Origin of the sequence: Serratia sp. CY27727, from assembly GCF_052169275.1 — a bacterium.
Classification (GTDB): Bacteria; Pseudomonadota; Gammaproteobacteria; order Enterobacterales; family Enterobacteriaceae; genus Serratia; species Serratia sarumanii.
Genome location: NZ_JBJNLB010000002.1, coordinates 562,494 through 582,298 on the forward strand (window position 1 = coordinate 562,494; position 19,805 = coordinate 582,298).

Annotated in this window: 18 protein-coding genes and 2 pseudogenes; 14 read left to right on the forward strand and 6 right to left on the reverse strand. The window is 60.5% G+C overall.

Translation table 11 applies throughout. The features are described from left to right. Positions 1 to 139: 139 nt before the first annotated feature. The 9 genes and pseudogenes from ACJ8HB_RS07500 to umuC form a co-directional block, all read left to right on the forward strand. Positions 140 to 331: pseudogene (locus ACJ8HB_RS07500) on the forward strand (DNA polymerase V); the annotation flags it as partial. 212 nt (positions 332 to 543) lie between these two features. After that, entirely contained in the window at positions 544 to 915 is a 372-nt protein-coding gene (locus ACJ8HB_RS07505; RefSeq protein WP_126171699.1) for a hypothetical protein, read from the forward strand. Between the two features lie 302 nt (positions 916 to 1,217). After that, positions 1,218 to 1,397, forward strand: a pseudogene (locus ACJ8HB_RS07510) (SOS response-associated peptidase family protein); the annotation flags it as partial. A gap of 188 nt (positions 1,398 to 1,585) precedes the next feature. Next, complete coding sequence (gene umuD, locus ACJ8HB_RS07515) at positions 1,586 to 2,020, forward strand: translesion error-prone DNA polymerase V autoproteolytic subunit (protein ID WP_033635060.1); 435 nt, start codon at positions 1,586 to 1,588, stop codon at positions 2,018 to 2,020. 95 nt (positions 2,021 to 2,115) lie between these two features. After that, positions 2,116 to 4,653, forward strand: a complete 2,538-nt coding sequence (locus tag ACJ8HB_RS07520; RefSeq protein WP_049234747.1) for a TonB-dependent receptor — start codon at positions 2,116 to 2,118, stop codon at positions 4,651 to 4,653. Positions 4,654 to 4,820: 167 nt separating this feature from the next. Beyond that, the gene (locus ACJ8HB_RS07525) at positions 4,821 to 5,333 is read left to right on the forward strand and encodes a sigma-70 family RNA polymerase sigma factor (protein WP_025303329.1); all 513 of its coding nucleotides are present in this window, start codon (positions 4,821 to 4,823) and stop codon (positions 5,331 to 5,333) included. Between the two features lie 17 nt (positions 5,334 to 5,350). Continuing rightward, a complete protein-coding gene (locus tag ACJ8HB_RS07530; RefSeq protein WP_033647829.1) occupies positions 5,351 to 6,268 on the forward strand; it encodes a FecR domain-containing protein in 918 nt (305 codons plus the stop codon). Positions 6,269 to 6,539: 271 nt separating this feature from the next. After that, complete coding sequence (locus ACJ8HB_RS07535) at positions 6,540 to 7,250, forward strand: energy transducer TonB (RefSeq protein WP_160207992.1); 711 nt, start codon at positions 6,540 to 6,542, stop codon at positions 7,248 to 7,250. 180 nt (positions 7,251 to 7,430) lie between these two features. After that, positions 7,431 to 8,717 carry a translesion error-prone DNA polymerase V subunit UmuC gene (gene umuC / locus ACJ8HB_RS07540; RefSeq protein ID WP_094859952.1) on the forward strand — a complete coding sequence of 429 codons (1,287 nt, stop codon included), beginning with the start codon at positions 7,431 to 7,433 and terminating at the stop codon, positions 8,715 to 8,717. An 8-nt stretch (positions 8,718 to 8,725) separates the two neighbouring features. On the opposite strand, the gene ACJ8HB_RS07545 is transcribed toward umuC, so the two are convergent. The 5 genes from ACJ8HB_RS07545 to ACJ8HB_RS07565 all read right to left on the reverse strand — a co-directional run bounded on the left by ACJ8HB_RS07545 (position 8,726) and on the right by ACJ8HB_RS07565 (position 13,553). Continuing rightward, positions 8,726 to 9,142 carry an RbsD/FucU domain-containing protein gene (locus ACJ8HB_RS07545; RefSeq protein WP_047571523.1) on the reverse strand — a complete coding sequence of 139 codons (417 nt, stop codon included), beginning with the start codon at positions 9,140 to 9,142 and terminating at the stop codon, positions 8,726 to 8,728. A 48-nt stretch (positions 9,143 to 9,190) separates the two neighbouring features. Beyond that, positions 9,191 to 9,952: an SDR family NAD(P)-dependent oxidoreductase gene (locus ACJ8HB_RS07550; protein WP_047571524.1), complete on the reverse strand. Its 762-nt coding sequence runs from the start codon at positions 9,950 to 9,952 to the stop codon at positions 9,191 to 9,193. A gap of 21 nt (positions 9,953 to 9,973) precedes the next feature. Beyond that, positions 9,974 to 11,209: an MFS transporter gene (locus ACJ8HB_RS07555; RefSeq protein ID WP_170943480.1), complete on the reverse strand. Its 1,236-nt coding sequence runs from the start codon at positions 11,207 to 11,209 to the stop codon at positions 9,974 to 9,976. A gap of 271 nt (positions 11,210 to 11,480) precedes the next feature. Next, complete coding sequence (locus tag ACJ8HB_RS07560) at positions 11,481 to 12,518, reverse strand: LacI family DNA-binding transcriptional regulator (RefSeq protein WP_047571525.1); 1,038 nt, start codon at positions 12,516 to 12,518, stop codon at positions 11,481 to 11,483. A gap of 159 nt (positions 12,519 to 12,677) precedes the next feature. Continuing rightward, positions 12,678 to 13,553 (reverse strand): cupin domain-containing protein, encoded by an 876-nt coding sequence (locus ACJ8HB_RS07565; protein ID WP_049196304.1) that lies wholly within the window; start codon positions 13,551 to 13,553, stop codon positions 12,678 to 12,680. A gap of 137 nt (positions 13,554 to 13,690) precedes the next feature. On the opposite strand from ACJ8HB_RS07565, the gene rclC reads away from it, so the two are divergent. The 5 genes from rclC to sbmC all read left to right on the forward strand — a co-directional run bounded on the left by rclC (position 13,691) and on the right by sbmC (position 17,570). Beyond that, the gene (gene rclC / locus ACJ8HB_RS07570; protein WP_086556934.1) at positions 13,691 to 14,263 is read left to right on the forward strand and encodes a reactive chlorine resistance membrane protein RclC; all 573 of its coding nucleotides are present in this window, start codon (positions 13,691 to 13,693) and stop codon (positions 14,261 to 14,263) included. Positions 14,264 to 14,298: 35 nt separating this feature from the next. Then, complete coding sequence (locus ACJ8HB_RS07575; RefSeq protein ID WP_049211955.1) at positions 14,299 to 14,715, forward strand: DUF302 domain-containing protein; 417 nt, start codon at positions 14,299 to 14,301, stop codon at positions 14,713 to 14,715. 37 nt (positions 14,716 to 14,752) lie between these two features. After that, entirely contained in the window at positions 14,753 to 16,090 is a 1,338-nt protein-coding gene (rclA, locus tag ACJ8HB_RS07580) for a reactive chlorine resistance oxidoreductase RclA (RefSeq protein WP_094859951.1), read from the forward strand. 147 nt (positions 16,091 to 16,237) lie between these two features. Beyond that, a complete protein-coding gene (kynA, locus tag ACJ8HB_RS07585; protein WP_033635042.1) occupies positions 16,238 to 17,080 on the forward strand; it encodes a tryptophan 2,3-dioxygenase in 843 nt (280 codons plus the stop codon). A 22-nt stretch (positions 17,081 to 17,102) separates the two neighbouring features. Then, the gene (gene sbmC, locus ACJ8HB_RS07590) at positions 17,103 to 17,570 is read left to right on the forward strand and encodes a DNA gyrase inhibitor SbmC (RefSeq protein ID WP_047571526.1); all 468 of its coding nucleotides are present in this window, start codon (positions 17,103 to 17,105) and stop codon (positions 17,568 to 17,570) included. Positions 17,571 to 17,761: 191 nt separating this feature from the next. On the opposite strand, the gene ACJ8HB_RS07595 is transcribed toward sbmC, so the two are convergent. Next, positions 17,762 to 19,690 (reverse strand): type VI secretion system Vgr family protein, encoded by a 1,929-nt coding sequence (locus ACJ8HB_RS07595; RefSeq protein WP_047571527.1) that lies wholly within the window; start codon positions 19,688 to 19,690, stop codon positions 17,762 to 17,764. Positions 19,691 to 19,805 lie beyond the last annotated feature (115 nt).

Here is a 19,805-nt window from a genome sequence, read left to right on the forward strand (position 1 = left end):
GAAACGCTTAGCAGGCGTAAAAAAAAATCGCTCAGAAAATTATTATATTACGCGGCAAAGCGCGATCTGCAGGGGGATTGGGGGGGGGCACGTGTTCGCGTTTTGTTTATGCTTCACTGTATAAATACACAGCTTAGTTATGATTATGCTGAGCAATTCAAGGTTGTATGCTTTTTCACCAGGTGAACCCCTGACGTTACCGCTGTTTGCCGATCGCGTGGCCTGCGGCTTTCCTTCCCCGGCTCAGGACTATGTCGAGAGCAGGCTGGATATCGGCAAGCTGTTGGTGCGGCACCCCAACGCCACTTACTTCGTGCGCGCCAGCGGCGAGATGGAGCGTGCAGGATGGATCAGGCACTACCGACAGATTAAGAAACTGAGCATCCGAGAAACAGCAGACGCGACAGGCTACAGTACTTCCCAAGTTTGTCGCATTCAGGCCTTCTATAAAGAAGTTGAGACTGATTAAAAAGCAGCCTTAATGTACAATAATTTTCGATATCCAAACTGACCCCATGAACAATCAATGAGTAGAGGTGAAAGATGATTTCATACAAAAAAACCATACCTGCTCTTGTCATATTCGCTTTATCTAATGCTGTGGCATATGCGAATGATTTCGACAAATCAAATGAAGCGATGGCAATTTCAGCAATAGGTTTTTCTGGCTCAAATGCTCGTGTTGCACATGATGTTTGTGGGGCAACCAATGAGAAAATTGATAAATATAAAAAACAAATAAAAGACTCATTAACTAGAACATTAAAGTATGAACAGTCAGGATTCGATACGCATTGGGATAATGGTTGGAAAAATGCTGATTTTTTGGTTAAGTCATTAAGTAATGATGAAGCCTATAAAAAAGAATATTGCCGAGAGGTTTTAGATGGAATTAATAATCCTGAAATGAATTAAGGATTATTCCTTATTCGGGGTTCTACGCCGGAACCCCAGATTTTTCCGTCCGCTAAAATTATCCCCGGTTGAGCAGCTTTATACCGTCAGCTCGCAGTGGACCATCAGGGGAAATGTGGCGGTACAGCGTTTGTCGGGTTATCCCAAGCTCCTGGTATAACGTACAGACTTTCGTCTCTGGCCGTCCCATTGATGCCATTGCCAGTCGCAATTTTATTGGCGTCATTTTGTAAAGCCGTCCGCCGTTCCTCCCGTGAGGCAAGGCCTGCCGCTGTTATTTGCGGCGCTGTACGCAGCAGAGACCGACGGCCGCGCGCGACTGGCTCGACACCCGCTTAGTCCCGCCCTCTGGTCAAATGCAGGCTGACGTGTACAGCCTGCAGGCAGAGGATTTCGTCTGGCAACCGGTATCGCCCGCCGTCGGCGCCGTTCGCAATGACAATCCCTCACTCCTCCTGCCCATCGATACGCCAACGGTCTGAGTGCCGCATTATCCACAGTTTTGGTGGGTATCATGTGTGTAAACACACGCGAAGAACGCCAAAAGCTGCAGGAAAAATCACTCAGAAAATTATTATATTACGCGGGAAAGCGCGATCCGCAGGGGGATTGGGGGTTGCACGCGTTCGCGTTTTGTTTATGCTTTACTGTATAAATATACAGTTTGGTTATGATTATGCTGAGCAATTCAAGGTTGTATGCTTTTTCACCAGGTGAACCCCTAACGTTACCGCTGTTTGCCGATCGCGTGGCCTGCGGCTTTCCTTCCCCGGCGCAGGACTATGTCGAGAGCAGGCTGGACATCGGCAAGCTGCTGGTGCGGCACCCCAACGCCACTTACTTCGTGCGCGCCAGCGGCGAGTCGATGATCGACGGCAATATCCAGGATGGCGATCTGCTGATCGTCGACAGCGCCCTGACGCCGGAGCACGGCAATATCGTGATCGCCGCGGTGGACGGCGAATTCACCGTCAAAAAGCTGCAGCGCCACCCCGACGTGCGGCTGTTGCCGATGAATCCCGCCTATGCGCCGATCGTGTTCGACGACGAGGCGCAGCTGGAGATCTTCGGCGTGGTGACCTTTATCGTCTACGCGGCGCGGTAACTTCGGCCCTTTTTTTCATTTTTTTCTGCCCGATCTTTTCGTTGGCGTGACCTCTCTACTGAGTTTCCAGTTCAATACACTCAGGGGAATCCTTCATGGCCATAAAAAACAAGAACGGCGCAGGGCGTACGTTCACATCAGCCAAACGCATTACCGGGAAGCGCGTCGCTATCGGGATAGGATGCGCACTATCGGGCATGCTTACCTCCGCGATGGCGGCACCCGGTGCGTCGGCATCACCCTCGGCGGTCGAACAGCCCGCTATCCTTTCTTTCGCCATTCCCGCCGGTGATCTGGCGCCCGCCTTGCAGACGGCGGCCGCTAAGGCCGGCGTGATAGTGATTTTCACGCCCGAACAGACGCGTGGAAAAAGCACCGCGGGCCTGCAGGGACATTATCGCCTCACCGACGCGTTCAATACGCTGTTGGCGGGCAGCGGATTGCGCGCTCAGCAAACCGCACAGGGATATCGGTTGGTCGACGCCGGGCCGGTTCAGCCGTTGACGATACCGGAGCTGTCGGTGGTCGGCGGTTTGTCCGACAGCGTCGCCGCCGGCCGTTCGGTGCTGGATAAAGAAGACATCGAACGCGTGCAGGCAGACAATATCGCCAGTTTGCTTGATCGCTTGCCCGGCGTAGGGATGGCGGGATCGCCGCGCCCGGGCGGCCAAAGCCTGAATATCTGGGGCATGGGCGACATGGAAGATGTGAAGGTGGTGCTGGACGGGGCGCCGAAGGGATTTGAGAAATATCGGCAGGGTTCGGTATTCATTGAACCCGAATTGCTGAAAAAGGTTGAGGTCGATAAGGGGCCGCACAATCTGTTGAACGGCAATGGCGGCTTTGGCGGAACCATTACGCTGGAGACCAAAGATGCCGGGGATATGCTGCTGCCGGGCGAAGATTTTGGCGGCTTGCTGAAATACAGCTACCACACCAACGATCGCCAGGGCATTTACAGCGGTGCGTTGTACGGCCGTACGCCGGAAGGATTTGCCGACGGTTTGATCTACATGAGCAAGCGTGACGGCGGCAACCTGAAGCGGCCGGACGGCACGCGCTTTGCCTATTCCGCCAACGATCAGGCTTCCTACCTGTTAAAAACCAATATTTATCTGAGCGAGGCGCAAACGCTGACGCTATCGGCGATGCGCTCCGATTCCGATGGCTGGCAGCCTTTTGCCGCCAAGCGGGACGATATCGCCGCGCCCAGCCAGGCGGATATCGATAAATATGGCCGGGAAGAAGCGTGGCGCCGCATTCTGGTGTATCGCGACCAGACGGACACCAATTACTCGGTGAAATGGAATCTGGCGCCGGAAGCGCAGCCGTTGCTGAATCTGACGCTGTCTTATGCCTATTCGAAGACAGAACAGCATGACAAGCGGCCGGATTCCGCGTCAAAGTTCAGCTATCTCGGTACGTTGGGCAATGAAAGCTGGGTGAACTATACCGATCGGCAGTTTGACGTCAGCAATGAAAGCCGTTTCGCCAGCGGGCCGCTGGAACACAAGCTGTTGCTCGGCGCGCGTTGGCATAAACACCAGCGCGATACCCTGATGTATTACCCCTCGCAGGTGAAAAACGCCAGTTACAACTACGGCTATTTCCAGCCGTATTACATGCCGGCGGGCGAACAGGAAACCCGCAGCGTTTATCTACAGGATGCGGTCAGCTTCGGCAGCCTGACCGTGACGCCGGGCGTGCGTTACGATCATGTGACCAATACCGGGCAACCGAACCGGGCGCCGCGCTATAACGACAGCGATCCGCTCGTGGGCCATGATTACAGCAGCGTGACCTATACCGGCTGGTCGCCGCATTTGGGCGTGATGTGGAAAGCGACGTCGAATCTGTCCCTGTTTGCCGACGTTAGCCGCACCTGGCGCGCCCCGGTGATCGACGAACAGTACGAAGTGCAATACGCCGCTTCCAGCGTGCCCGGCACCAGCCGCGGCCTGCAGGTGGAACGCATGACGGGCGTGCGCCTTGGCGCGGTGCTGGACTTCAACGATGTGTTGATGGCGCGAGACAGCCTGCAGATCCGCACTACGCTGTTCCGCAATCGCGGCAAGGACGAGATTTTCTATCGTCGCGGCGTAGTGTGCGACGCCGCACGGCATGGGGGCCAATGTGGGCAACCGTTGTCGAACTATCGCAACTTGCCGGGCTATACCATTGAGGGCGTGGAGCTCGAATCGTTTTATGACAGCGAAAGCCTGTTCGGCAGCCTGTCGTTCTCCTCGATTCGCGGCAAACGCGACGCTTCACCGCGCGATCCGTGGGGCAACGAAACCTGGATTGCCGAAATTCCACCCGTTACGGCACACGCGATGCTGGGCATGAAAGTACCGCAGTGGGACATGGCCTTCGGCTGGACCGGCGATTTTGTGCGTAAACAGGATCGTTCACCGGCCGACGGCGATCCGATGGCCGTTGTCTGGGCGCTGCCGAAAACGTCGGGTTATGCATTGCACGGCCTGTTCGCCTCGTGGCAGCCCAGCGGTTTGCAGGGCTTCGAAGCTCGCGTCGCGGTGGACAACCTGTTCAACCGCGATTATTACCCTTACCTGGGCGAATCGGTGTCCGGCGTAGGGCGCAACATCAAGTTTAGCGTTAGCCAACGTTTCTGAATATCCTGCTAACAGGGGCCATTTTGGCCCCTTTTCACGTTTTCTCTCCCGTATTTCCCTACTTTTTCGCCGTTTATAAATCATCAGCAATCGCTTGACACAGAAGTTACAATTTTAAAATAATAATAATTATCATTTTCAATCTCATTATCAATTGGTGTCACCGAATGGCAAGGAAAGAGGCCGCGGCAGCCAACGGGTTTGCTCAACAGCTTTACCTTGAGCACCACAGTTGGCTATGCCATTGGCTGAGACAGAAGGTCGGGTGCGCGCATCACGCCGAAGACCTGGCGCAGGATACGTTCATCAGTATTTTACTGAGTCCGCAGTTGCTTGCCATTCGGCAACCACGCCCCTTCCTGGCGACCGTGGCGCGCCGGCTGGTGGCGAATTATTACCGACGTAAAACAATCGAAGAGAGCTATCTGCAGGCCTTGAGCGAGCTGCCGGCGATCGAGGCGCCCTCGCCGGAGGTCCGTCAACAAACCCTCGAAATGCTCGAACAGTTGGATCAGGCGTTGGACGGATTGCCGGCGCACGTTCGCGAGGCTTTCCTGTTGGCGCACCTGCAGGGCATGCGTTATTGCGACATCGCTGAACGTTTGCGGGTGTCGACCAGTTCGGTGAAACAATATCTGCAGCGCGCCAATTTGCACTGTTTCTTTGCATTGGCGGCGTAACGGCAGGTGCGGAACCCATGATGGAATCGGATATCGATCGGCAGAGCGCGCGTGAGGCCGCCGCCTGGTTAACCCAGCTGATGTCGGAAGAGGCAAGCGACGCGGATAGGGAAAACTGGCGGCGTTGGTATCAGGCGAAACCGGAAAATGAACGCGCCTGGCGGCATATCGCCGCGTTTTCATCCCGTTTTTCTCTGCTTAACGGGGCGGCGGCGCAGCGTAGTCTGTCGCAGTTGCCAAACCCGCAACGTCGCCGGTTGCTGAGAAGCCTGGCGGCCATCGGCGTGGTAGGGTCGGTTGGGATCGGTTCTGGCGCGCTGCCATGGCGCCCCTGGCTGGCGGATTACCGCACGGCGGTGGGGGAGCAGCAAACCGTCGCGTTGGCGGATGGCGCGCAGTTGATGCTGAACACGCAAACGGCGGTCAACGTCAGCCTTCAGCAGGCCGCATTGCTGGAAGGTGAAATGATGGTGAATCTGCCGCCGGAAAGCGGCGCGTTGACGGTGAGGCTGCCGCAGGGCGAGATCGTGGCGCAGGCTGCTCGCTTCAGCGTTCGCCTGTGGGAAACCTACAGTGATATCGCCGTTTATCTTGGCCGGGTCACAATCCTTTCGCCGGCGCATCGGAACGCGGTGCTCAACGCCGGTCAGGGCGGCAGATTAAGCCGGCAAGGCATTGGCGATCCGTACCGCGTGACGCAAGAGCCCGGTTGGCGGCAAGGCATGCTGTTGGCCGACAACATGCGGCTGGACGACTTCCTGATGGAGCTGGGGCGTTATCGTCAGGGCGTTATTCGCTGCCGGCCGGAGGTCGCCGGCCTGCGGCTATCCGGTGCGTTCCCGCTGGCTGACCCCGAGCGCGTCATTGCGGCTTTGCCCGGTGCGCTGCCGGTTAGGGTAAATATGCTGTCAAAATACTTCATTACCGTGTCCTAAAGTTTTTTACTCTGCCATTAGGGTATTTCCTTTTCGTTTGGCCTGTTCTTTCTCGTTCCCTGCCCGGTGCCGCGTGCCTAAACGACCTTTCTGACATACCCCGACCGCCGTTGACCGCTGCGTACGTTGGTCTGTTTCACGCTTAACCTGAGTATCGTTTTCCATGTTGAATCACAACGTATTACCTGCCGATTTATCTTTACCGCCTACAGGCGGGCGATTGCGCTGGGCTACCGCCAATGTGTTGGCGTTGGGTCTGCATGGTGCGTTGTTGTTTGGCCTTGGTTATCACCTGGTGCCACCGTTGCTGCCCGCGGCGCAACCTATGGTGTTGATGATGGTTGCCGAGCAGGCGGAATCGATCCCCAACGCAGAGCCGATGCCAACCGGTGTGCGCCAGGTGCAGGCGGTGGCGCAACGGCAGGCCAACCGGGAACCGGAGGCGGCGATGCCTCCGCTGATTCATGCGCCGCGTGCGACGGAGCAGCAGAGCAAGGCCAAAGGGCAACGGAACGACCCCATCAGACCGAAGACGGAACCGCCGCGCCCAAGGCAAAAGGAACAGGAAAAAATAGCGTCTGCAAGCTCAATAGCATCAAGCACCAGCGCGCCGCCGTCTCTGGATGGAAAGCGTGTTGCCGCGCCGCAAACCAGCGTGGCGTCGCAGCCGAGCCAGGATGCCTCGGTCTGGAGCGGCCTGCTGTTGGCGCATTTGAGCCGTTTCAAACGCTACCCGGCCCTGGCGGTACGCCAGCAGCGCCAGGGTATTGTTCAGGTTGCCGTGACGCTGGATCGGCAGGGGAACGTGCTGGGTGTGAAGCTATTGCGATCGAGTGGGGTTGCTTCGCTCGACCGGGAAGCGCTTCAGTTACCGCAGCGCGCTTCTCCACTGCCCGCGCCCGGCAACGAGATCGCAGCGGGGCAGGCGGAATTCAGCGTGACCATTCCGATTCGTTTCGATCTGCGGGAAGTTCGCCGTTAATGAAAAACTCGGCTCCAGGTAAACGGAGGCTGAGTTAAAAGCCAATGCGCATCAAACGGATAGCAGCGATGGGGTGGTTTCTACTTGATCGTCGCCAGAAAAATACAAATACTGTATGCATGAACAGTAATCTGGTGCCGTTATGAATAACAACCCACTGACGATGAAAGGTCGGTAACCATGTTCGCCCTGGTAGACGTCAACAGCTTCTATGCCTCCTGCGAGACCATCTTTCGGCCCGATCTGCGCGGGCGGCCGGTGATCGTGCTGTCCAACAACGACGGCTGCGTGATCGCCCGCAGCGCCGAGGCGAAGGCGCTGGGCGTGCCGATGGGCGCGCCTTATTTCAAGATCAAAGAGGAGATGCGCCGCCGCAACGTCGCGGTGTTCTCCTCTAACTACGCGTTGTACGCCGATATGTCCCGCCGGGTGATGGACACGCTGGAAGAGATGGCGCCGGCGGTGGAGATCTACTCGCTGGACGAAGCCTTTCTGCGGCTGGACGGCGTGGCGCACTGCGAAGCGCTGGAGCAGTTCGGCCAGCGGGTGCGCGATCGCATCCGGCGCGAGCTGCATTTAACGGTCGGGGTCGGCATTGCGCCGAGCAAAACGCTGGCCAAACTGGCCAATTTCGCCGCCAAGAAATGGCGCGGCACCGGCGGCGTGGTGGATTTATCCGATCCGGCGCGCCAGCGCAAGCTGCTGGCGCTGATCCCGGTGGAAGAGGTATGGGGCGTGGGGCGCCGCCTGACTCGCCAGCTGCAGGCGATGGGTATTCACACAGCGCTGCAGCTGGCGGACTGCGATACCCGACTGGCGCGTAAAACCTTCAGCGTGGTGCTGGAGCGCACGATACGCGAGCTGCGCGGCGAATCGTGCCTGCGGTGGGAAGATGAGGTGGCCGCCAAAGAGCAGATCATCTGCTCCCGCTCGTTCGGCCAGCGGTTGACGCACTACCCGCACATGCGCGAGGCCATCTGCAGCTACGCCGAACGCGCCGCCGAAAAGCTGCGGCAGGAAAAGCGCTATTGCCGCAACGTGTCGGTGTTTATCAAAACCAGCCCGCATTCGGCGGGCGAGGGGTATTACAGCAATATGGGCACCGCCCGGCTGCAAACGCCGAGCAACGACAGCCGCGACATCATCGCCATGGCGGTGCGCGCGCTGGAAAGCATCTGGCAGGAAGGGCGGCGTTATCTGAAGGGCGGCGTGGTGCTGGGGGATTTCAGCGCCGCCGCCATGGCGCAGATCGATCTGTTCGACGACTGCCCGCCGCGTCGCAACAGCGAGCGGCTGATGGCGACCCTCGATCGCCTGAATCAGGAGGGGCGCGGGCGCGTGTGGTTCGCCGGGCAGGGGATCGTCAAGCCGTGGCAAATGAAGCGCGAAATGCTGTCGCCGGCCTACACCACCCGGCTGGCAGACATACCGGTGGTGCGGCTGGGGACGTTTTCAGATGTAAAATAATTCGCGTGTCACCCCCCCGGCGCCACCGTCAGCAGCAGGTTGGCGAAGCGGCGCTGTTCGCCGGAGGCGATCACCAGCAGCGTCCGATCCGATTTGACCGCGGCGTAAAACGCCTCGCGCGGCAGATGTTCGACCGGGCACTGCGCCGGCAGCAGCTGCCGGTATTCGGCTTCGATGGTGTTGGTGAAGTCCGGCGGGCAGGCCATCATCGTGGCGCTTTCCACGTTGATGCAGGCCAGCAGCTTTTCCAGGACCGGCGGGGCGGCGAGCGTGCCGGGCGCCAGGTTCAGATAGACCACGGTGGCGTCTTTCGGCGCGTGGGTCACGCAGGCATAGTTGCCGTCGGCGATCAGCACCTGGGTCTTATGCCCGCATTGCGCCAGCGCGGCGAGCAGCGGCGGGTGGGTGATGGCGGATTTAATCATAAAGCGATACCTGAATAGGGGGCGGCAGCCTTGCCGCCCGCGGTTGAACTACATGCGGTAGATGCCGCCGTTGATGTCGAGGGTAGCGCCGGAGATGAAGCCATCGTATTCCGCCGCCAGGAAGGCGATGGCGCGCGCCACGTCGTCCGGCGTGCCTGCACGGCCCAGCGGGATGGCGCGAACGGTTTCCTCCGCCGATTCTTGGGTGGTGTGGCGATTATGGAAGCGGGTGCCGAGGATCAGGCCGGGCGCCACCGCGTTCACTCGGATGCCGTATTCGCCCAGCTCTGCCGCCAGCGAGCGCGTCCAGGTGAGCACCGCGCCCTTGGTGGCGGAATAGACCAGCGAGCCGGAGTGCCCGCCGGCGCGGCCGGCCTGCGAGGCCAGGTTGACGATGCTGGCGCCGTTTGCCGCCTTCAGGAACGGCAGTGCGCTCTGGGTCACGTTCAGCATGGTGGTCATGTTCACGTCGATCACGGTTTGCCAGAAGGCGCGATCGATCTCGCCCAGCCATTTTCGCCCGACGATGCCGCCGACGTTATTGACCAGAATATCGATGCCGCCGAGAAACTCGGCGCCGGCCGAGACGCAGCGCCGCGTTTCGTCGCTATCGATGAGATCGGCGTAGCCGTAAGCGGCCTTTTGCCCCAATGAATGGGCCAGCGCCACCAGCGCTTTGGGGCCGCTTTCGTCGCTGTGATAGTGAAAATAGATGTCGCAACCGGCCTTGATCAGCCGCTCTGCGGTGGCGCGGCCGATGCCCTGTTCCGCCCCGGTGATAAACACCTTTTTGCCCGCAAGATCGCCCATGATTGACTCCTTATTGGTTCGTTAAGTATTGATGACGCCTTCACGCTGTTTCGCGCAGTAGCAAATGCAGATCAACCCGGTGGCCAACAGGCACGAGGCCAGGAAAAACAGCCCCGGCGCGCTGCTGCCGGTCAGATCGTTCAACACGCCCACCGCATAAGGCGCGACGAAGCCGCCGATATTGCCGATGCAGCTGACCACCGCCAGCCCGGCTGCCGCGGCCGCGCCGGTGGAAATATTGGCGGGCATGGATAAAAACGGCGGTACGGCGGTGTAGATGCCGATGGCGGCGATGCACAGGAACGACAGCGCGACGAGCGGATCGTATTTAAAAAATGTCACCGCCCCCATCAGGCCGATAGCGGCGACCACCATGCTGAGGCCGGCGAATACGCCGAGCTTTTTGGTTTTGCTGGCCCACAGGCTCCACGGGTACACCAGCAGCGCAGCCAGGCCGTAGGGAATGAGCGCCAGCAGGCTGACGCGGAAGATATCGCTGCCGGAGAGGGCGGTAATGATCGACGGCAGCCAGGTGCCGAAGCCGTAAATGCCGCACACCATGCCGAAGTTGAGCAGCGCGTAGAGCAGGTATTTCTTGTTTTTCATCCCTTTCAGGAAGTCGCCCAGCGTGATTTTAGAGCCGGATTTGGAGCGGCCGGCGTTGCTCATCAGCCAGGCCTTTTCCTCCACGTTCAGATAGCCGACGTCCTTGGGCGAGTTCTTGATCAGGAACGGGATCAGCAGGCCGATGACGATCGGCGGCAACCCTTCGAGGATAAACAACAGCTGCCAGGGAGCGAACCCGAACCAGTCATGCTGAATATTGAGAATAAAGCCGGAAATCGGCGAGCCGACGGCGTTGGACAGCGGCTGGACGATGATGAACATGCCGAGGATTTTGGTGCGGTATTTTTCCGGGAAGAACACCGTAAAGTAATACACCACCGAGGGAAAGAATCCGGCTTCGCACACGCCCAGCATAAAACGGCAGATATACAGCTCCAGCGGCGTGCGCACAAAGCCGAGCAGGGTCGCGAAGATGCCCCAGGAAATTAATATTCTGGCGAACCAGATGCGCGGGCCGAATTTAATGGTGCCGGCGTTGCTGGGTATTTCAAACAGGAAATAGCCGATAAAGAAAATCCCGGAGGCGAAGCCGAAGGCCGAGGCGGTCAGGCCCAGGTTATCTTCCAGCGCTTTGGCGGCGTAGGCCATGTTATTGCGATCGAGAAACGCCAGGAAATACAATAAAATCATGAGGGGGACAATATGCAGCGTCAATTTCCTGATAGCGCTGCGTTCAATATCCTGCGGCTTGCTTATTTTCATTTTGATATTTCCAATGTGGTTAATCGGAATAATAGAGGCCCGGCCCATAATCCTGAGCTGAACGTTAAATAACGGCATGACGCTGATTCATTGAGGCGCGGGCATCCCTTAAGCGCGACGGCCTTTTCCTTTGTTTTTGGCTGACACCGATCCGGACGATGCCGCGGCGCATCGCCTGGGGAAGACGCTGTTATTTCAGTTAGCCGGCGGCTTTGACCGAGCGCCGGCTGATGACCGTCGGCGGGAAGAGAAACTCGCCGGGCGGTTGTGCATCATCGTTGATGCGGCCGATCAGGCGCTCGACCATCAGCTGCGCCATCTCCGCCAGCGGCGGCCTGACGGACGTCAGCCCCGGTTCGGCCAGGCCGGCCAGCGCGATATTGTCGATGCCGATCACCGAGATGTCTGCGGGCACCTGGACGCCGGCGGCGCGCAGCCCCACCATCAGCCCGATGCCCAGCGCATCGTTAATCGCCACGATGCCGTCCGGGCGCGGCGTCAGCGCGAGCACGCGCGGCGCCAGCGTCAGCCCTAATTCGAACATTTCCGTGTCGCCGTAGGCGCTGTTGGCTTTGCCTTCGATCACCCGTTGGCGTTCGCTCAGGCTGTGCCCCAGCGCACTTAGAAAACCGTCGATCTTGTGGCTGCGCCCGACGGTCAGCGTCGCTTCGGTGGCGAACACAATGTGTCGGCAGCCGCGTTCGAGCAGGTGCTGCGCGGCCAGGCGCCCGGCGGCGATATTGTCCATCGATACGCTGTCGAACAGCCGGGCATCGGTGGCCATCGGCTCGGCGAACGGGCTGTCGTAGCTGACGATCTTCATGCCTCTCTCGGCCGCCCGGACAAAATGGGTCTGGCGAATGTCGCTCGCCGCCACGATGATGCCGCGCACGCCGTGCAGGAACATATCGTCGATAAACGCGGCCTCTTCCTGTTCCTGGCGGTAGGCGTTGCCGAGCAAGACGCGGTAACGGTGAGCCCGCGCCGCACCGTCGACCGCATGCGCCAGCGCCGAAAAGCTCGGGTTGACGATCGACGGCAGCAGCAGACCGATGATCTTCGCCTGCGGCGCGGGTGCCGCCGCCGTTCGGGCCGGCCGGTATCCCAGGGTCGCCATCGCTTGTTCGATGCGCTCACGGGTCTGCGCGCTCATCTGGTGGCTGCGGTTATTCAGCAGGTTCGACACGCTGCTGATGGACACGCCGGCCAACCGCGCGACGTCTCGAATATTTGCCATTTGCCGATACCTTGCTGCCTGCCGTTAGCCTGCAATCTATAAGGGAAGACAGGCGCAGGCAAGCCGCAACCGGGGCGAAACCCGCATGGGATCGCGCATTTGTGAGAGTTGTCAGGCGGCGGCCGAGTTGTTTACTAAACAGTAAGGCGGGGTGGGAGGTTACGCCGGGATCGGGCAAGCGTCCGGCGGCGCATCGGCGGCCTGCTGGCGGAATTTTCCCGGCGTCAGGCCGAAGTGACGGGTGAAGGCTTTGTGCAGCGCCACCTCCGACGAATAGCCGACCTGTTCGGCGATACGGCTCAGCGGCAACGCCTGGCGCGCCAGCAGCCGGGCCGCCAGCTGCATGCGGATGGCGGTAAGGGCCTGCAGCGGCGTTTGCTGCGTGACCTGACGAAAGACGCGGGCGAAGTTGGCGCGCGACATATGGGCCTGTTTGCTCAGTTCAACCAGCGTCCAGGGATGTTGCGGGCGGCGCAGCATCTGTTCAACCACGTTGCCCAACTGCGGATGCAGCAACGCGGCGACCAGATTGCCGCTCTGATTTGGCTGGGCCAGCCAGGCGCGGATCGCCAGCGCGAACAGCAGCGCCATGGTCTGGCTGACAATGGCGTTGTGCCCCTGGCCCTGTTGGCTGAACTCATCGCTCAGCAGCTGGCCGGTCGCCTGCAGCAGCGCCAGCCGCCCCTGTTGGCGGCTGTTGAACAGCAAACATTCCGGCAGGCTCGCCAGCAGCGGCGACGCGCTGTGCGGCAAGATTTGCACGCCGCACAGCAGGTGCGTGGCGCTGTCGGCCCTCTCCGGCAGCAGGCGGTGGGCGGAGTTGTGCGGCAGGAACAGCAGGCTGCCTTGCTCCAGCGGTACCGGCCGGCCGCCGGGGATCTCCAGCCGACAGCTGCCCGCTAGCACCATGTGCCAGCGGATCTGACTCCACTCCCCGGCGGCATGCGGCGAGCGCCACTCGCCGCTGAAATGGCAATCGCGCGCCACATAACCGCGCATGTCGTTAAGCATCAACAGTTGGCTGAGCGGATCCATTTTGAGACTCCTGGCTAAGAAGCTGATTGTTTCGGCAATGGGCCGGCGTAATACGAAGCACTAAGATCGGTTCGATAGTGCAGCGATGCGGAGGGCGCCGCTGCGATGCATGAGTTATCAATGACATGGAGCCGGTAATGAAAATACTATTCTTTCTGAGCAAGGGCGACAAGCTGGGATTAACGCTGATTCGCCTCAGCATCGCCATCGTTTTCTTATGGATTGGCCTGCTCAAATTCATCCCTTACGAAGCGGACAGCATCACGCCGTTCGTCGCCAACAGCCCGCTGATGTCGTTTTTCTATGACATGCCGCAGGACTATCAGGCGCATCTGACGCACGAAGGCGAACTGAACCTCGCCGCCCGCGCCTGGCAGCAGGCCAACAATACCTATGGCTTCTCCAACGGCCTGGGCGTGGTGGAGGTGGCGATCGCGCTGCTGGTGCTGGCCAACCCGTTCTCCAAATGGCTGGGGCTATTGGGCGGCATACTCTCCTTTTGCACGCCGCTGGTGACGCTGACCTTTTTGATCACCACCCCGGAGGCCTGGGTGCCCGCGCTGGGCGATGCGCATCACGGTTTCCCTTATCTCTCCGGCGCCGGGCGCCTGGTGCTGAAGGACACCCTGATGTTGGCGGGCGCGGTGATGATCATGGCGGATTCGGCGCGCAGTTTGCTCGAGAAACAGTGGCGGGGGAAGGTCGCATGAGCGTCATGAACCGGGCCGTGGCCGGCAGCCTGATGATGCTGGCCTGTTCTGCCGTGGCGGAGGGGACGATGGGGCAAGAAACCCGAACGGTAGAGAGCGCCTACGCTTATCAGCAAACGCGTCAGCGCATTATCAGCACGGCCGAGCAGAAGGGCGTGACGCTGTTCGCCGAGTTCGATCACGCGAAAGCGGCGCGTGAGCATCATCTGACGATGCCGCCCACCACGGTGCTGGTGCTGGGCAACCCGCTGGCGGGCACGCCGCTGATGCTGGCGCGGCCGGCGTTGGCGCTGGATCTGCCGTTCAGGGTGCTGATTGCGCAAGACGAACGGGGCAAAACGCAGGTCAGCTACCACCCGGCGGAAAGTCTGAAGCGGAGCGCCGGGGCCGACGAACGACAGATCGCGGCGCTGAGGCCGCTGGAGCGGTTAGTTGAGGCCGCAATACGCTGATTGACCGGTGATGAACATCATGAGACGAGGCGACACAATGTACGATTATCAGGCGATTATCATCGGTTTTGGCAAGGCCGGCAAAACGCTGGCGGCCTTTCTGGCCGGGCAGGGATGGCGCGTGGCGATGGTGGAGGCGTCGGCGCAGATGTATGGCGGCACCTGCATCAACATCGGCTGCATCCCGACCAAAACGCTGGTGCACGATGCCGAGCTTCACGGGCCGGGCGAACAGGCGTTCAGCCAGGCGATGGCGCGCAAGCGGCAGGTGACCGGCCTGCTGCGGGAGAAAAACTATCAAAACCTGGCGGGGCTTGAACAGGTTACGGTGATCGACGGACGGGCGGAGTTTATCGATCCGCATCGCATCAGCGTGCAGGGCGCGGCGGGAACGCAGGTGCTGAGCGGCGAGCGCATCTTCATCAACACCGGGGCCGTCAGCCGCTGGCCGGCGATCGACGGGTTGGATCGCTCGCAGCGGAGTTACGACAGCACCGGCCTGCTGCAGTTGACGCAGCGGCCCGCGCGGTTGGGCATTATTGGCGGCGGTTATATCGGGCTGGAGTTCGCTTCGATGTTCGCGCAGTTCGGCTGCGCCGTGACGGTATTCGAAGAGGCGGATGCGTTGCTCGGCCGGGAAGACCGCGATATGGCGCAGGCGATACAGCAAATCCTGAGCGACGCCGGGGTCAGCTTCACGTTTAACGCCGGCGTGAAGCAGGTGCGCGATGTGGAAGGGGGCGTTGAGGTAGTGCATCAGGGCGGCGTGCAGTCGTTCGATGCGCTGCTGGTGGCGGCCGGGCGCGCGCCGAACACCGCAGGTTTGCAGCTGGCGCGCGCCGGCGTTGAGACGGATGAGCGCGGCGCCGTGCGGGTGGACGCGCAGCTGCGCAGCAGCGTGCCGCATATTTGGGCGCTGGGGGACGTCAACGGCGGGCCGCAGTTTACCTATATCTCGCTGGACGATTTCCGCATTGTGCGCGACAGCCTGTTCGGCGCGGGTAAACGCAGCACGGCCGATCGCGGCGCGGTGCCTTACTCGGTGTTCATCACCCCCAGCTTCTCGCGCATCGGCCTCAGCGAAGATCAGGCCCGGCAGCAGGGGCGCGACATTAAGGTCGCCACGCTGCCGGCGGCGGCGATCCCGCGCGCCCGCGTGCTGGGCGACACGCGCGGCCTGCTGAAGGCGGTGGTCGATACGCAGACCGGCCAGATCCTCGGCGTGGCGCTGCTGTGCCGCGATGCCCACGAGATAATCAACATCGTCAAAACGGCGATGGACGCCGGGCTGCCCTATACCCGGCTGCGCGATCAGCTGTTCACCCATCCGACCATGAGCGAGTCGCTCAACGACCTGTTTGGGCTGATAGGGTAAAGCGGGGCGAGAGGGGCGGCGCAGATGAGTGAGATCTGCGAAGCACCTCTCGTTTATCGCCCTTCGGGGCGGCGGGTTCTGTACTATTGTTTTCTCTTTGCGGCACGTTCCAGGCCGATGGGGCGCTGGGCGCAACGGAGATCACAGATGAACAAACGGGAATTAGAAAGCGCGATTGTCACCGATTTTTCCAAACGCATGAGCTACGGCGACTACCTGTGCCTGGACCAACTGCTGGACTGCCAGCACCCGCTCTCCAACCCGCCGCATCATGATGAAATGCTGTTCGTGATACAGCACCAAACCTCCGAGCTGTGGATGAAGTTGATGCTGCACGAGCTGCAGGCGGCGCTGCGGCTGGTGCAGCAGGACAAACTCAGCCACTGTTTCAAAATCCTGGCGCGCGTCAAACAGATCCAGCGGCTGTTGTTCGAACAGTGGGCGGTGTTGGAAACGCTGACGCCGTCGGAGTACGTCGAGTTTCGCGACGTGCTGGGCAGCTCGTCGGGCTTCCAGTCGCACCAATATCGCTCGATCGAGTTCCTGCTCGGCAACAAGAATGCGGCGATGCTGGCGGTGTTCAGCAGCGACGCGGAAAAACACGCGGCGCTGAAGGCGATCCTCGAAGCGCCGAGCCTGTACGACGAATACTTGCTGTACCTGGCGCGCCACGGCTTGCCGATCCCGCAGGAGTGCCTCGAGCGCGACTGGACGCAGCCCTACCAGCGCAACCCGGATCTGCTGCCGGCGTTCAAAGTGATCTACGACAACCCGCAAACCTACTGGGAAGCTTATGAAATGGCGGAGAAGCTGGTGGATATCGAAGAGAGCTTCCATCTGTGGCGCTTCCGCCATATGAAAACGGTGGAGCGGATTATCGGCTTTAAGTCGGGCACCGGCGGTTCCAGCGGCGTCAGCTTCCTGAAAAAGGCGTTGGATCTGACCTTTTTCCCCGAGCTGCTGGACGTGCGCACCGAAATCGGCGCCTGAGACAATGTGAGGGGGAAGGGCGATGAGCGTGAGGATTATCGATAAGGCGGCGGAGAAGGTGGTGGGGGTGAGAGTCGTGGGGCCGTATCCGCAGACGATCCCACAGGGCTCGCAGCAACTGCTGGCATGGCGGCAGCGCCACGGCGTGCCGTTCGGCAAATGGCTGGTGCTGTATTGGGACGATCCGGCGGAAGTGGCGCCGGAAAAGCTGCGCGCCGACGTGGTGATGAGCGTGGCGGACGATTTCGCGCTGCCGGCGGGCAGCGAGGCCGTTACCGTGCAGACGCTGCCCGCCGGGCAGTACGCGGTTTATCGCGTACGCATCAGCGATGGCGACTTCGAGCGGGTGTGGGGCGAGTTCTACCAGAAGCTGTTGCCGGCCAGCGGCTATCAGCCGGTTGAGGGGGTAAGCTATGAGCACTATCTCAACGACTGCGAAGCCGACGGCTATTTCGACCTCGATATTTACCAGACGGTGAAGAAGTGGTGAGGGGGCGTTGATGATAAGGAAGACTGAAGCGATGAACGGGACAGCTTCAGCCCGTTGTTTTGGCTAAACGTCGGTGACCTTGCCGCCAGCGCATTCACCTCCTTGCCAAAAGGGGTTACAGCGGCAGCCGGTTTTGCCGGCGCCGCCGCCCGAAAGCCGGCGTTAACCGGCTTTCCCTGCGTGCCACTTGGCTACTCTTTAGGGAACAGCTGATCGACGGCGCTCTGGATCGCCGCCTGATGGCCGCCGCCCGGCGCGGCGGTGCGCGCGGCGCCGCCGGGCTGGTTGAGATCCAGCTGGCCGCCGGTATTGATCTCCCCGTCCTCTTTCACCGTGATATTGAAGCTGGTGCCGGTGATGTTGATTTGGCCGTTCGCCAGCAGCTCGATCACGCTTTCGCCGCACTCCAGCCGCAGCGATTCGCCGGAGCCGAGGGTAAAGGCGTTGACCACGGCGTCGCTGCGCGTTTTGCCGGTCAGCGCGGAGGCCTCGCCTTTGACGCCGCTGGCCTGATTGAGCACCACCCGTTTGATCTGGTTGCCGCCCACCAGGTGGGTGTGGTCGTTAGCGATGCTGTGGCTCTCATCGTTTTTGACCTGGGTGTCCATGTTGCGTTCCGCCTGGATCCACACCTGTTCGGCGCCGGCCTTGTCTTCGAAACGCAGGGCGTTGGCGTTGTCGGCGGTGCCATCCTTGGAACGGCTCATAAAGCCCATTTGGGTGGCGGCGGCCGGCAGCGCCCACGGCGGCATGCTGGCTTCGTTATAAACGCGCCCGGTGACGATCGGCCGATCCGGATCGCCGTTGATAAAGTCCACCACCACTTCGTCGTTGACGCGCGGGATCTGCACGCCGCCGTAGCCCTGGCCGGCCCAGGCGCTGGAGACGCGCACCCAGCAGGAGCTGCCGTCGTCCTTCGGCCCGAAGCGGTCCCAGTGGAATTTCACCTTGATGCGGCCGTATTTGTCGGTCCAGATTGATTCGCCGGCCGGGCCGACCACCCGGGCGGTCTGCGGCCCGTGGGTTTTCGGCCAGGTGGCCTGCTGCGGCGGGTGCCAGGGCACGTCCGCCGGCAGCACGGTGAAGTCGATACGGTGTTCGCTGCTCTGATCGTCGCCGCTGGCGTAGCGGTTCTCTTTCAGATGGTAGTTGGCCTGCAGCGTCAGGTACTCGCGGTTGTCGTCGGCGTGCGGGGCGTTATACAGCGTAAAGGTGCTGCCGGGAGCGATGCCCATCGCGGTGGCGGTGCCCCGGATCTGCTGATGCTCGGCCTGCCAGGCCTCCTGGCGCACGCGGGCGTAGAACTCCCCCTGCTGATGCTCGGTGTAGCGGCCCGGCCAGTCGTAGACATCGATCTGCCCCGGCGTCGGCGAGACCGGGTTTTGCCGCGCCTGGAACAGCCAGGCGTTCGGCTTGCGGAAATCGTAGTCGTCCAGGCTGTAGATGCCCGGTGTGACGCGATCGGACAACGTCCACTGGCTGATGCCTTCCTCGCTGGTGCTGCCGCCGGACGGCGTCAGGTGGTAGGGGATCATCTCGTAGCCGGGATAGGGCTGGTGGTGGTGGGGCGCATCCCCGAGCACCAGCGTGTGTTTGCCCATCTCGTGTTTGAAATAGTAATAGATGCCCTCCAACTCCATCAGGCGGCTGATGAAGTTGAAGCTGCTTTCGTTGTACTGCACGCAGTAGCCCCACAGGCGATAGTCGCCGGTCAGCTGATCTTCCAACTGCACGTTGTGCTCCGCCAGCAGAGTCTTGACGATCTGCGGCACCGTTTTTTCCTGGAAGATGCGGAAGTTGCGATCCTTGGTCATCGGCCACAGATCCGGCTGTACGTGCAGGTTATACACCGCGTAGCGCGTGCCGCCGATCTCTTCGCTGCTGACGGCGATGGCGGTGATCTTGCCATTCAGGTAGCGCGGGGCGCTGAGAAAGCCCTGAGTCGGGATCTCCAGCGTCAGCGGTTGGCCGAGCAGCGCTTTGCGATCGAGCCGCGCGTCGGTGCTCAGCAATTCAATAGAGAAGTCGAAAGGGGTGGAAAGCGCCTCGATACCGTCCAGCGAGCGGAACAGCAGCTGCTCCTGGCCCAGCGGCGTGTGCGCAATAATGCGATCCAACATGAGAACATCCTCTGTGATTGACGTCGTGCCCTGCATACCCCGACCTTGCAGCGGCCTTGCCGCGCGGCCAATGATGGTGGGCAGTGGTGCGTCAGTCTCATGAAAAAGGGGAACC